Source organism: Peijinzhouia sedimentorum (assembly GCF_049340005.1).
GTDB lineage: Bacteria > Bacteroidota > Bacteroidia > Cytophagales > Cyclobacteriaceae > CAXBDP01.
Map to the genome: position 1 here is coordinate 43,213 of NZ_JBMPIY010000003.1, position 14,421 is coordinate 57,633.

Genomic DNA, 14,421 nt, shown 5'->3' on the forward strand with positions numbered 1-14,421 from the left:
AAAATTGATTAGAAAGTTAGGTTACTGTTTGTTGCGATAAGTAGACAAACTACCACACCGAACAAAGAAACCACCTCAATAAGAGCTGCAATAATCAACATCGCTGTCTGGATTTTACCAGCAGCTTCAGGCTGACGTGCAATACCTTCCATTGCTTGACCACCGATACGACCGATACCCAAACCGGCACCAATTGCAACGATTCCAGCACCAATACCTGCACCCATTAGTGCAAAACCAGCAGTTAATAAAATTGAAGTAAGCATGTTAAATTAATTTAGGTAAGTGAAAATTCAATTTAAAATCAATGATGTTCTTCATGATGATGCTCAGCTACTGCCGAACCAATGTACATACTTGAGAACAAGGTAAATACATAAGCTTGGATAGTCGCAACTAGCAACTCAATGATGTTGATAAATATAACCATGATAGTACTTGCTATACCTACCGCATAAGACGAGAAGATAAACGCAAGACCGATTAAACTCAAAATAACGATGTGACCTGCCGTAATCGCCACAAACAAACGAACCATAAGTGCGAATGGCTTTGTGAAAATACCGATGATCTCAACCGGAACTAATATAGGCAAAAGCGGCAATGGAACACCAGGAGTAGCAAATATGTGCTTCCAGTATTCCTTATTTCCATTAAGGTTAGTTGCTATGAAAGTGAATAATGCCAAACACATGGTGATAGCAATATTACCCGTAAGGTTGGCCGCACCAGGCAATAGACCTAGCAAGTTTCCAAACCAAATAAAGAAGAACAAGGTAAGTAAGTACGGCATAAAACGCTTGTACTTTGGACCAATATTCGGCTTGGCAATTTCGTCACGAACATATAGTATAATAGGTTCGAAAACAGATGCCATTCCTTTTGGTGCTGACTTTGGATTTTTCTTGTAATGAGACGCTACATTCAGCATGATGAATAAAACTACCGCAAGGGTAAGAAATAACATCGCCACATTTTTGGTAATGGATAAGCTGAATGGCTTTACATTTTCGATTGCACCTTTTTCGTCTTTCTTAATGAATGACCCATTCTCACTTGGTACATCCGATGCTTGGTAAACTTTCTCGTGATATTTCACGAACTGTAAACCTCCCGCTTCTACAACCTCCTTACCTTCGTCGTCGTGGTGGAACTTGTAAGAGCTGAACGTCACCAATCCATTGTCTATCCATAAAATTACGGGCAAAGAAAGAGAAACAGGATGTTCTCCTATGTCGAAAAAGTGCCAGTAGTAAGAATCTTTGATGTGATGCAGGATAAAATCCGTGCCTCCACCTTCTCCTTCGGTTTCACTAGCAACAGCGGCAACTCCAGTGCTTGGAAGGCCTGCAATAACAGATATTAATAAAAAACTGTAGATCAGCCTCTTGACGGCTCGTACTGTAAAATTTTTCATTATTTATGGGTCACCTACCTTGAATGAGGGCGCAAGGTAGTCATAAGGCTAATTATTTCAAAAATCAGGTAGAAAATATACAGTATAAAAAAGTTTATTACCCACAATAAGCGATCTTCGACACCTAAATATAGAACTATACCCACGAAAAATATACTCAACAGCAATCTCATCACTGTACTTGCAATAAAAACTTGCGGGAGGTTTTCGGCAAAATCCTTCCTTGACACGAAATAAGAATTAGCAAGACCGATAAGAATGGAAACGATAAATGAGAAAATGAAAATGGTCCAAATGTCAGAATGAATCAAATGGTGAGTGAAGGAAATATTCTGCAAAAGAAAAATAATAGCTGCAAGAAAGGCGCTATAGCCAATGATTTTGAACAGAGCTTTTTTTACCATGCTATGCTAAAGTTTGGGTAGTGATTTGTAAAATTGATAAAAGCCCGCTGCGGTTCCGACAAAGGACAATATCAATATCCAAAGTGGTTTGGAGTCGTTGAACCATTTATCAAGAAAAAAACCAATGGCGATAAATACACCAATGGTCACGAGCATTTGTAAGCCTAAGCCAGAAAATTTTAAAACCTGATTAAGCGTTGACGGCTCTTGCTTCTGGTTTTCTGTCGGTTCTGATTTCTTTTTGGCTTTCTCCAAGCTTGATTTCCTTTATTATTACACCCATTTTGCAACTACCATTAAACACTGCGCCAGGTTCTACGATCAATTTATTCGTGATTATATCTCCATTTATCACGCATGTAGATTTCAGCAATAGTGTTTCGGATATTTCAACCTTGCCACTTACTTCTCCAGCAATTTCAGCGTTTTGCGCAAGGATATTTCCTTCCATACTCGCATTAGTTCCAATAGCTACCTTGGTTTTAGTTTTCACATTACCAATGATTTTACCTTCTATGCGCACATTGCCATGCGTCTCCATATCACCTTGTATTACGGAACCTTTGCCAATGATATTGTTGCTAACACTAATTTCTTCTGCTCTTTTGAATTCCTCTTTTCTATTAAACATTTGCCTATATACTAAAATGAAATAATCTGTTCTGGGTCAATTGGGCTGCCATTATGCCAAACCTCCAAATGCAGGTGCGGCCCGTCTGTAAGCTCGCCACTATTTCCGATAATTGCAATTGTTTCTCCTGCACTCACGAAATTACCAACTTTTTTCAATAATACTGCATTGTGTTTATAGATGGAAATAAGATTGCCTCTATGCTGAATAGCAATGGTATACCCCGAATCCTGCGTCCAACTTGCCATTATCACTGTACCATCGGCGATTGACATAATCGGATCGTTTGCCTTTGAAACTATGTCCACACCAAAGTGATCGGATTTCAAATCGAAAGGTGCTGAGATCACCCCATTCACTGGCGGGAAAAAATAAAGATCCATCAACTCTTCCATTTGAGTGATTCCTAATGAAATTAAGCCAAAGTCTGATTCTTCAATTTCCTTTCTAAAAAGTGAATCCGCTTCACTAATTGGGCTTTCAACTATTTCGCGATTGGAACCTGAAATACTCGGAGCCATGGATTGAATCATCTCCTCGTCTATACCAGCATCTTGTCCTTGGAAGATTCGTCGCAAATTGGCTATATAGGTTTCGCGAGCTTCTAATTGATTCGCAAGTGAATCTACGGTTTCGGAAATTTCTAATACCCGTAGATTAGTCGTCATTTCCCGATCGTCTTTGCCGATAATGGCTGGGATAATTGTTTCAGTAAATAATGAGCTTATAAGTACTACTACCAAAAGCACCAATGAGCTCAGGCCGATTAAATAAGATCTCGAAAAGCGGTAGCTCTTCTTAACGGCAAAATTATCTTCATCCCTTACGATGAGGAGAAATCTGCCCTTTAGCCAAGTTGTTAGTGTTTTTCTTCTGCTCACATTAGCTCTTTAAAAGTGAATTCAACAAATTTATGGATAATTAACTAGAAAAATTTTGAGCATTGCATGAATCCAAGACAAATTGCGTTGTTTTATCATCAATGAGGACAAACCCTAAATATCTCTTCTATTCGATTATTGCTGGAATTTTCTTTAGCATGGTGCTGATTTCGTGTTCTAGCGAAAAAAATACCATGGTAAGTAAGGCCTTCCATAACACAACGTCGAGATTCAATGCCTTATTTCTTGCTAAGGAACAAATGCGGGAGGTGGAGGAAAATATTAGAGCATCGCAGACCTACAACTACGATGAAATCCTTCCTGTGTACCCACTAGTAGACTCAACGACCATTGCTCCAATGATAGCAGATTTGGACTATGTTATCGAAAAAGCTTCATTGATTATCCAGTTTCATGGCAATAGCCAATATGTAGACGATGCTTATTTTCTAATTGGAAAAGCACGGTTTTACAAAGGCGAATATTCCTTTGCCAATGAAACACTTCGCTTTGTAAATGTATCCAGCGACGACCAAGACCTGCAGCATCAAGCATTGATATTCCTTATCCGTGTTTATTTGGCAGACAATCGCCCAGACCTTGCCGAAGAAGTCTCCAATTACCTCAAGAGACAAGAAATGACTGAAGATAATCTCTGGAGATTCTATCTTTCTCAGGCAGATTTTTATCAGAAAAGAGGCGATCTTGACAATATGGTAATCAACCTTGCAGAGGCAACATCTATTAGTAAAAATAGATTTGATGTGGGAAGAATTCATTTTTTGCTTGCGCAAGTCTACCAGCAACTAGGATTCGATGGTGGAGCATATCAAAGCTATAGAGAGGTAATCAAAACCAGCAAGGATTATGTCATGAGCTTTTATGCGAATTTATTTATGCAGCAAGTAGCACAGATGAGCCGTGATACAGATTTGCAAAAAGCTAGAAAATTCTACACTAACCTATTGAAAGAAAGCAAGAATGAAGAATTTATAGGACGAATATACATGGAAATGGGTGCTTTCGAAGAGCGAAATGGGCAATTTGATCGGGCTTTCGAAAATTACAACTTAGCCATTACCAATTCAGAAAATGCGAGAGCGAGAGCACTTTCTTATAAGCGAATTGGTGATTTGCTTATAAATAAGGACAAGAACTATTTGCACGCCAAACTCTATTATGATAGTGTAATGCTTGACCTCCCGCCCAATTATTCTAGCTATGCGCAGATAACTTCCCTATCAGAAGACTTATCCAATCATTATACATATTATAATACCGTAACCACAAACGATAGCTTATTACAATATGCGAATCTTTCCACAGATGAGATTGAAAGACTTGCAGACCGTTTGGCTCAACAGAAAAAAGAAGAATATGAAAATGAGCTTGAAAGATTGAAAGCTGCTGAAGAAAAGGCGGCTAGAGGCAATCTATTTCAAAATATTATAGGCAGAAGTGGTGGAGCAGCCAGTAATAATGCTTGGTATTTTTACAACCCAAGCGCCACAAGTCAAGGTCAGTTGGAGTTTCAGCGAATATATGGCAATAGAAGGCTTGAGGATAATTGGCGAAGGTCGCAACGCACTAACTTCCAATCTGTAGCCCAAGCTGAAGAACAAATACCTACTATGTTGGCCGATGAGGAAGTGGAAGCTGACACTGGATTCGATGTTGAAGGCTTTAAAGCAGAATTTATAGCCAGCATCCCAAATTCCCCTGAAAAACAAGCTGAATTTCAAGAGCAAATCAAAGAATCGCTTTTTGAAAAAGGTAAGATACTAAGACTTGAATTTGATGAGAATCAATTAGCCTTTGATGCTTTCACAGAGTTGCTCAGAAGGTTCCCAAATTCGGAATATGAGCCCGAAGCACTTTATTACTTATTCCTGATTGCAAATGAAATTGATTATGATGCCAGCGAATTTGAAAATATGCTCAAGGCCAATTATCCCAACAATATGTTCACGATGGCATTGTCGAACCCTGAATCACTCAATGAAATGGACGCCATAAGTGAAAAGCTGCAAGATGTGTATAAAACGGCTTACTTATTGTACAAGGCGGAGCAATTTGCAGAAGCAAAATCTCTACTAAGAGGTATTTATTTAGACTATCCTTTATCAGAATTTAGCGACAACATTCGTTACTTAGAATTGATGAACATTGCCAAATCGGAAAGTGAACTTGTGTTTAGAGAAAGTCTCGAATCATTCAATCGTGACTTTCCAGAAAGTGAATTGTCCGGAATGGCTACGAAATTGGATAGTTTATACGCTGAAAGAAGAGAGCAATTGTATTCGCAAGTTGCAAATAGCTACCAAGCTGGGGAAGTTGCGCCTTTTTACTTAATGGTAACATTCACTGATGAAATGGCCCAACAGTCGGATACTTTTAGCGAAAACGTTCTAAGAACAGCATTACAGTTATTCCCAAGCACAATGCTAAAAGAGGATTACGTAAATTTGGGAGGCGAAATCCCGATGATGGTATTCTCCGGTTTCGATAGTTTCGAGCAAGGCTTACAGCTGTGGCAGCAGATTCAGGGAATTGAAATGATAAAATCAAACACGCAACAGGGTAATTTTTATACCTTCGTTATTGATAATAGAAATTTGGAAAGGCTATATCAGAACCTAGATGTAGAAGAGTACATTACTTTTTTTGAGCAAATGTATAGGCAATAGTAAATGGAAAAGAAAAGCAGTAAAAAAGAGGGTGAAAAAAGCCTTACTTCGAAAATAGTAAGAGGGATCTGGATTGCATTTATCGCAGGTATGATAATGCTGCCAATATTTGTGTTTTCAATAAGTATTAATTTATTCAATTTGTATGGCGGCCTTCCAAGTTATCGGTCGCTAGAAAATCCAGAAACAGATCTCTCCTCTGAATTGATATCAGCAGATGGAGTAGTATTAGGTAGGTACTTCCGTTTCAATAGATCGCCTGTTCCTTACGATTCTCTTTCACCGGCATTAATCAATACATTGGTAGCTACGGAAGATATCCGCTATTGGGATCACTCCGGAATTGATGCAATTGCTATTGCCAGAGCAGGTTTTGGTGTACTGAAATATACTTTAACTTTTGGCAATGCAAGTTTAGATGGCGGTGGTAGTACTATTACTCAGCAGCTGGCCAAAAACCTTTTTAAAACCAGAAGTGAGCAAACCAAAGGTTTACTGAGTGATGTCAAATATCTCAGTATGGTCATTATAAAAGTGAAGGAATGGTTGGTGGCTGTAGAGCTCGAAAGCAATTACACCAAACAGGAAATTCTAGCGATGTACTTGAATACAGTCGATTTTGGTAGTAATGCTTATGGTATCAAGGCCGCTTCATCTACCTTTTTTGGGAAGACTCCTTATGAGCTCAATCACCAAGAAGCGGCTGTACTTGTTGGACTACAAAAGGCAGTTACCTATTATAATCCCTTCTATAATCCTGAAAATAGTTTGCGCCGTAGAAATGTGGTGCTCAACCAGTTAGCTAAGTATGATTTTCTTGATGAAGTAGTCGTTGACTCCTTAAAAGCATCGCCCATAGAGTTAAGCTATGAAGTAGAAAACCAAAACACCGGCCTTGCTCCATATTTCAGAAAAATAATGTCGGATATATTGACCGTTTGGGGTAAAGAAAATGGCTATGATGTATGGGCTGATGGATTGAAAATATACACTACTGTGGACAGTCGAATGCAAATTGCCGCTGAGAAAGCCATGACTACTCATATGAGCGAGCTGCAAAAAACCTTCGATGAACATTGGAAAGGCAGAAATCCTTGGATAGATACAGATGGACGAGAAATAGAAGGTTTTATCGAATCAGCCGCCCGCCGTACGGATCGTTACAGAGGTTTAGTAAGAAAATATGGTGCAGGACACGATTCTATTGATATCGTGATGAACACGCCTGTGCGAATGAAGATATTCACTTGGCAAGGCGAAATTGATACATTATTAAGTCCGATTGATTCTGTTCATCATTTCAAGCGCTTTTTGCAAGGTGGGTTTATGGCAATGAAACCACAAAATGGACATATCAAAGCTTGGGTTGGTGGCATCAATCACAAATACTTCAAATATGATCATGTAAAGCAAGGCAAAAGACAGCCCGGTTCTACGTTCAAGCCATTCGTATATGCTACCGCAATTGAAAATGGCTATAGCCCATGCTTCGAAGTAGTAGATGCACCTGTAACCTTTGATCTCCCTGGACAAAATCCTCCATCATGGACGCCGCCAAATTCAGATGGGGTATTCTCTGGACAAGTAATGACAATCCGCCAAGCTATGGCTCGATCAATCAACTCCATTACGGCCTATATGATGAAGCAAGTAGGTCCAGAAAACGTAGTGGCGCTGGCTAAAAGGTTAGGTATAGAAAGCGAATTGGAAGCCGTACCATCGCTAGCACTTGGCGTAAATGATGTTTCTCTTTTTGAATTGGTCGGTGCCTACTCCACTTTTGCAAATGGCGGTATATGGACTGAGCCGATTTTCATTACGCGCATCGAAGATAAAAATGGCAACCTGATCCAAGAGTTTGTCCCTCGTACAAGAGAAGCAATGAGCGAAGAAACTGCCTACCTAATGCTCCACATGCTCAAAGGTGCGGTAGACGAAGATGGTGGTACTGGTGCCGGAATTCCTAGAGAGCTTAAAATAGACAATGAAATTGGTGCCAAAACAGGTACTACCAATAATGGCTCCGATGGCTGGTTTATGGGCGTCACAAAAGATCTTGTTGCTGGTGCATGGGTAGGTGGAGATGAATCGGTGATCCGATTTAGAAACTGGCTGATGGGTCAAGGTGCAAGAACGGCTAGACCAATTTGGGTCAATTTCTTTACTGAAGTGTATAGCAATCCACTATTGGGCGTTGAAAAAGGGCCATTCCAAGCGCCCGTAAAACAACTTTCTGTGGAAATCGATTGTAATCAATACAAAAGCCGCGGGAGGCAAACGGAGTATTTGAACTTCAATCAGTATGGTGGTGGTGAGGATGACAATTAATCCGTCATCAACACGCTAACCTAGCACCCAAAATTTCAAAGTAACTATGGAGGATAGCTATGAAATCTCTTCCATTAAACCATCGGAAGTAAATCGCCTGCCCGACCAACCGGGAGTTTACAGGTATTATAATGCTGCCGATGAATTGATATATGTAGGCAAAGCCAAAAACCTCAAAAAGAGAGTAAGTAGCTATTTCAACAAGCAGCAAGGACTCGATCGCAAAACGCGGAAAATGATTTCTGAAATACAGCGTATCGAGTTTTCGATGGTGAATACAGAGTTTGATGCGCTATTGCTGGAAAATAGCCTTATCAAAGCCAACCACCCGCGTTACAACATTCTGATGCGCGACGATAAGTCTTATCCATATATCGTCATTACTAAAGAGCCTTTTCCTCGTATTTTTCCTACGCGAAGGGTATTCCCTAATAGCGGAACCTATTTTGGCCCATACGCGAGCGTCAAGGCCATGCATAATATCCTTGATCTAATTCGTAAGCTTTATAAAATACGCACTTGTAAGCTTCATCTTTCAGAACAAAATGTACAAGCCGGCAAATTTAAAGTTTGCTTAGAATACCATATTGGCAACTGCCTAGGGCCATGTGAAGGATTACAAAAAGAAGAATCTTACCTCGCTGATATTGAACTGGCTACGTATATTCTCAAAGGAAATTTAGCCTCCGTTCGACATTATTTCAAAGATAAAATGCAAGAGGCAGCAACCGCATTGCGATTTGAAGAAGCGCAGGAATTTAAAGAAAAATATGATCTGCTAGATTTGTTCCAAGCCAAGTCGCTGGTTGTAACTCCAGCCATTGAAGATGTGGATGTAGTAGGCCTCGTGAGTGACGAAAAAACAGCATTTGTCAATTATATCCGTATCAAAAACGGAATGATGGTGCTTACCAAAAGCTTGGAAGTTAAGAAGAAGCTAGAGGAAAAGGACGAAGAAATATTTCCATTGATTGTGGTGGAGTTACGAAATACCTACCAAAGTACAGCAAAAGAAATTCTGAGCAATATAGAAGTGGATTTGGAAGGGACAGAACTCAAATGGACTGTGCCTAAAATCGGTGACAAACGAAAACTGGTAGAAATTGCACTGAAAAATGCGCTGTACTATAAGAAGGAGAAAATTGCGCTGATTGGCTCAAAAGAACCTAAGGAGCTAAAAGTGCTCAAAATATTGCAAGCTGATTTGCAGCTAAAAGAAATTCCAGATCATATAGAATGCTTCGATAATTCGAATATTCAAGGGACCAATCCGGTGGCGGCGATGGTCTGTTTCAAAAATGCCAAACCCAGCAAAAAAGATTATAGACATTTCTTAATTAAAACAGTAGAAGGTCCGGATGATTTTGCTTCCATGCAAGAGGTGGTCTATCGCAGATATAAAAGGTTGCGGGAGGAAAATATGCCACTCCCTAAGCTTATCGTAATTGATGGAGGCAAAGGGCAGTTGAGCTCGGCTGTCGAAGCCCTAAACCAACTGGGGATTTATGGCGAAATTCCTGTAATCGGCATTGCCAAAAGGCTAGAAGAAATTTACTTTCCGGGCGACCAATATCCATTGCATATCGATAAGAAATCTCCTTCGCTAATGCTCCTGCAAAGATTGAGAGATGAAGCGCATAGATTTGCAATTACTCATCACCGTAATTTACGCAGCAAAAAAAGCATCAATAGTGCTTTGGTAGAAATACCGGGTATTGGCGACAAAAGCCTTCAAGCTTTGCTGAAAGAGTTTAAAACCATATCGAAAATGAAGGAAGCTGGAGAAAGTCGATTAGCCGAAATTGTAGGCAAATCGAGAGCTGAGAAGGTATGGGCGTGGATAAGCCAAAAATAAGGGGAAAAAAGGCACCCAATTGGAATTGAGTGCCCTCTTTCAACCTTAACCAGCTGCCACCGGTTAACCTTAATCACATCACCATCACTATTCTTCGAACAAATCTAAATCGACGCCGGTTCGGTAATCGCCAATTAAATGTTCAGCGAAATAATACCACATCATTTTGTCGAAATACTCTTGGTATGCACCGAAGCCATGACGACGGCCCGGCATCACCATAAAGTCAAAACGCTTACCAGCTTTGATCAATGCATCTGCTACTCTTATGGAATTTCCAGGGTGCACATTGTTGTCCATATCGCCATGTACAAGCAATAAATGACCTTTTAGATTTTTAGCTAATTCTGCATTTGTCTTAATTTCTGATTTAAAAGAAATCTCTTCAACAGTTTCTTCTTCACCTTCATCATTTTTCTTCTTCACTTTTTTCACCTCTTCTTTTACACCGTGGTGTACTTCACCCCACCAGATGTTATACATATTGTTATCGTGATTACCTGCTGATGATACTGCCGCAGTGTAGAAATCAGGATACGTAAGTAGCGCTGCGGTAGACATAAATCCACCACCGGAGTGACCGAAAATACCTACTTTGCTTATATTGATAAACTTATGTCTGTTAGATAATTGCTCCAAAGCATACTTGTTATCTGCCAAAGGATAATCGCGCATATTGTCATAACCGAATGTATGATAATAACGAGAACGCTGCGGGCTACCACCACGCTGACCTACGGCTACTACTACAAAACCTAATTGCGCTAATGCTTCATTTCTGCCTAAACTAAAGTTCTTCGGCACTGGCTCAGTTTGCGGACCAGGATAAACGTAGGTTACAATCGGATACGTCTTGGTAGAATCAAAATCATAAGGCTTCCACATCACGCCGTACAAATCGGTTACATTATCAGCAGCTTTTACAGTGAAAGGCTCTGGCATTTTAAAGCCTGCTTCCACTAATTTGCTGATGTCTGATTCCTCAAGATCAAGAACTACACGACCTTCTTTATCTCTCAACACAGATTTTGGCACTTGATTTACCGTGCTATAAGTATCTACAAAGTAGTTGTTCTTATCAGACATATTGAAACTATGCGTAGCATTTTCTGATGTCAATAACTTTTGACCACTGCCATCAAATTTCACTTTGTAGTACATGTTATAGTATGGATCTACACCCGGCTCTAAGCCGTAGCCTTCGAAGTAAATTGTACGAGCAACAGTATCCACTTTTTGGATATCACCCGCTACGAAATAGCCATTGGTGATTTTGTTTTTCATATTTCCTTCGCCATCATAAAGGTATAGTTGTCCCCAACCATCACGCTCGCTAAACCAGATGATTTCCTGTCCTTCGTTGATCAAACCTACGTTTGCATATCGCGTGTTGAAATAAGGCTTACTTACTTCTTCGATCAAAATCTTAACATCCCCCGTTTCGGTATCTACTCTACACAAATCGATTTTGCTCCACGTACGATCACGACGGATAAACCATAAATATTTAGATTCTTTCAGTGAGGTGAATATACCTCCGCCCGCTCCAAAATAAGCTCCACCAATCGATTGATCTTTCCATCTTTCGGCTTTTACTGGGATTTGCTTTTTGCTCTCTACATCAAAAATATGTAATTCATCTTGAGGCACATTTTTATCGCCCGGCATTGGATATTTGTATGTCTCCAATTCTGGACGACCGCGGGAGGTTGAGTTGATTACCCATAGGTCATCTACTTTTCTTCTGTCCTGACGCTTCGAGTATAATTTTTTGGAATCCTTAAACCAAGAAACGCCTGGCCTTAAACGCTTGGTCGTAGTAGTATCCCCATCGTTTGCATTGTAGCTATACCATTTTTCACCATCAGTAGTCAATTGATATTCCACACTGTCGGCATCACCCGCTTTCATCAAGTATAGATTATGGTTTTTCGCAAAAGCAATCCACGTACTATCTGGTGAGTAGTTGGCCCAAGTAATTCTTTCCTCCCTCTTTTTGATGGAATCTTCCTTTACTAGCGTACGATTCGAAATATTGTATGTGAAACCGATAGAATCCACATGGAAAGTGAACAAACCACGATCTACATCATACTTAAATTCCTTTAGATCAAGATCTTTAGCATTGAACGCGCGATTCATCGACTCACTCAATTTGCCAGCCATATAGTCTTGGTCGAATAGCAAATTCTTAGTGCGATTAGCAGCATTTACCATGTACCAATTGCGGCCTTCGGTATTTTGGTAGCTATACCAAAACTCTTCCTTATCCTTGATCCAGTTTGGAGATACGCTCAAACTGCCAGACATTTTTCTGAGATTTTCAGGCTTGAATTTCTCAGCTGCTTTGAAGTTGGCTTTGTCTTGAGCAAACACATCCGTCAAAGTGAAGCAAAATAGCAAGGCTAGGGAAATCCCTAAATTGCTTTTCCAAGATGATTTCATATTGTTAATTTTTGTTGGGTTTGTTCCAGTTTAACTACTAAATTAAAGTCCTACCAAATAGTAATGAAATTGAATGTGTCAAGCGGTCATGATTATCCACATTTGGTTTGGCGATTTTGAAATCTACTAATGCTTTAGGACCCATCCTCCCGCGTTTTCATATCCCAATCCAATATTATTGATAATCAATATTGTTCGTTCGTGTAATTGTTTTCGCTTTAGTCATTTCTCTGATTATTTTTGATAAACCAAAAAACCACTACAAAATGAAAAACTTACAACGAAGCATTGGTGCATTAGCCCTTTCTGCACTGATCTTTACTGCCTGCGAAGCCCCAAAAGAGGAAACGGCAGATGTTCTACAAAAAATTAATACGGAAGTACTCGCCAATTCTAAAGCCTACGCTACATTACAAGAAGCGACATCCACTATTGGCCACCGACTTACCGGCTCGCCCAATGGCGCACAAGCAGAGGAATACACATACAATTTGCTGAAAAGCTATGGCTTCGAGGATGTACAATATATGCCTTTCGAAGTGCAAACTTGGACTAGAGGAACTATAGATGTGCAAATAGGAAATCCCGGTGCATTGGAAGCTTTCTCTGCGGTGAGTTTAGCTCATTCGCCCGTGGAAGTAGATGTTGAAGCTGAAATAATAGACCTTGGCAATGGCTTGGAAGCCGACTACGAAAGAGTAGGCGATGCAGTACAAGGCAAAATCGCTTTGGTGTATATTGGCATTTTGCCTGATTCGGAAGAAGGCGCATCGAATCTACACAGATCTGAAAAAACGGCTTTGGCAACTGAAAATGGCGCCATTGGAATTATCATTCACAATCAGGTAGATGGTGGAGTGCTGCTTACGGGAACGGCTTCTGTTACAGGTAGTCTTATCGATATTCCGGCCGTGTGTATAAGCAAGGAAGATGGCGCAGCTTTGAGAGAAAGACTGCAAACGGAGACCATCCATGCGAGCATTAATATGACCAATACTGCTGATTACATAAAGGCTAGAAATGTGATTGCTACACTGAAAGGCAGTGAATTGCCTGAAGAAAAAATCCTTATCGGTGGCCACCTAGATAGCTGGGATTTGGCAACAGGTGCGATAGATAATGGCATTGGTTCATTCGCTGTATTGGATATGGCGCGTACTTTCAAAGCATTGGATTTGAAGCCTAAAAGAACAATTGAATTTGTGATGTTTATGGGCGAAGAGCAAGGACTTTTGGGTTCTAGACATTATGTAGATCAGGCTGTTGCTGATGGCTCTATAGATAATATCAAGTATATGTTCAACCACGACATGACGGGCAACCCGGTTGGCTACAATGCGGGAGGTAGACCAGAGACTGCCGAAATGCTCAACGAAATAGGTGAACAAATAATGGCTGTGGACAGCAGCACTTTCAAAAACAACAACCGCAACGGCGCAGGATTGCATAGCGATCATCAGCCATTTATGCTGCAAGGGATTCCTACTATCTCGCCAGTAGGCCAGCTAGACCCAAGCATTTTTGGTTGCTACCATGCCGATTGCGATGATTTCAATCTAGTAAACGAAGCGCATATAAGAGATAATGTACGCTTTAGCAGTATGCTACTCTACAGTATGGCCGACAGAGAAACCATACCAACTCCAAGAATGAGCGATGAAGAAACCAAAGAATTCTTGATCCGCTCAGGACTTCGCTTGAAACTAACCATCGGCGGCGATTGGAGATGGGAGAATTGATTTAAACCAAAATAGAATTTAACAGAAAAGGAGC

General features: G+C 40.3%; 11 protein-coding genes. 4 read left to right on the forward strand and 7 right to left on the reverse strand.

Annotated elements, in window-relative coordinates; translation table 11 throughout:
* Positions 1 to 8: 8 nt before the first annotated feature.
* From atpE to ACOXY8_RS05835, 6 genes are read right to left on the reverse strand one after another with little or no spacing between them, the layout of a single operon-like run.
* Entirely contained in the window at positions 9 to 266 is a 258-nt protein-coding gene (gene atpE, locus ACOXY8_RS05810; RefSeq protein WP_458330616.1) for an ATP synthase F0 subunit C, read from the reverse strand.
* 38 nt (positions 267 to 304) lie between these two features.
* Entirely contained in the window at positions 305 to 1,417 is a 1,113-nt protein-coding gene (gene atpB / locus ACOXY8_RS05815) for a F0F1 ATP synthase subunit A (RefSeq protein ID WP_458330617.1), read from the reverse strand.
* 14 nt (positions 1,418 to 1,431) lie between these two features.
* Positions 1,432 to 1,821, reverse strand: coding sequence for a hypothetical protein (locus ACOXY8_RS05820; RefSeq protein WP_458330618.1), 390 nt, complete (start codon positions 1,819 to 1,821; stop codon positions 1,432 to 1,434).
* 6 nt (positions 1,822 to 1,827) lie between these two features.
* Positions 1,828 to 2,076 (reverse strand): AtpZ/AtpI family protein, encoded by a 249-nt coding sequence (locus ACOXY8_RS05825; protein WP_458330619.1) that lies wholly within the window; start codon positions 2,074 to 2,076, stop codon positions 1,828 to 1,830.
* Entirely contained in the window at positions 2,012 to 2,452 is a 441-nt protein-coding gene (locus ACOXY8_RS05830; protein WP_458330620.1) for a bactofilin family protein, read from the reverse strand. Before ACOXY8_RS05830 ends, ACOXY8_RS05825 begins: the two co-directional genes overlap by 65 nt.
* An 11-nt stretch (positions 2,453 to 2,463) precedes the next feature.
* Positions 2,464 to 3,333: a M23 family metallopeptidase gene (locus ACOXY8_RS05835; RefSeq protein WP_458330621.1), complete on the reverse strand. Its 870-nt coding sequence runs from the start codon at positions 3,331 to 3,333 to the stop codon at positions 2,464 to 2,466.
* A 158-nt stretch (positions 3,334 to 3,491) separates the two neighbouring features.
* Between ACOXY8_RS05835 and porW the strand changes: the two genes are divergently transcribed.
* From porW to uvrC, 3 genes are read left to right on the forward strand one after another with little or no spacing between them, the layout of a single operon-like run.
* Entirely contained in the window at positions 3,492 to 6,020 is a 2,529-nt protein-coding gene (gene porW, locus ACOXY8_RS05840) for a type IX secretion system periplasmic lipoprotein PorW/SprE (RefSeq protein ID WP_458330905.1), read from the forward strand.
* Between the two features lie 3 nt (positions 6,021 to 6,023).
* Positions 6,024 to 8,348 (forward strand): penicillin-binding protein 1A, encoded by a 2,325-nt coding sequence (locus ACOXY8_RS05845; protein ID WP_458330622.1) that lies wholly within the window; start codon positions 6,024 to 6,026, stop codon positions 8,346 to 8,348.
* A 46-nt stretch (positions 8,349 to 8,394) separates the two neighbouring features.
* Positions 8,395 to 10,203 carry an excinuclease ABC subunit UvrC gene (uvrC, locus tag ACOXY8_RS05850; protein WP_458330623.1) on the forward strand — a complete coding sequence of 603 codons (1,809 nt, stop codon included), beginning with the start codon at positions 8,395 to 8,397 and terminating at the stop codon, positions 10,201 to 10,203.
* 87 nt (positions 10,204 to 10,290) lie between these two features.
* Here uvrC and ACOXY8_RS05855 read toward each other — a convergent pair whose 3' ends face one another.
* The gene (locus tag ACOXY8_RS05855; protein ID WP_458330624.1) at positions 10,291 to 12,648 is read right to left on the reverse strand and encodes a DPP IV N-terminal domain-containing protein; all 2,358 of its coding nucleotides are present in this window, start codon (positions 12,646 to 12,648) and stop codon (positions 10,291 to 10,293) included.
* A 266-nt stretch (positions 12,649 to 12,914) separates the two neighbouring features.
* Between ACOXY8_RS05855 and ACOXY8_RS05860 the strand changes: the two genes are divergently transcribed.
* Positions 12,915 to 14,387 carry a M20/M25/M40 family metallo-hydrolase gene (locus tag ACOXY8_RS05860; protein ID WP_458330625.1) on the forward strand — a complete coding sequence of 491 codons (1,473 nt, stop codon included), beginning with the start codon at positions 12,915 to 12,917 and terminating at the stop codon, positions 14,385 to 14,387.
* The last annotated feature ends 34 nt before the right edge of the window (positions 14,388 to 14,421 follow it).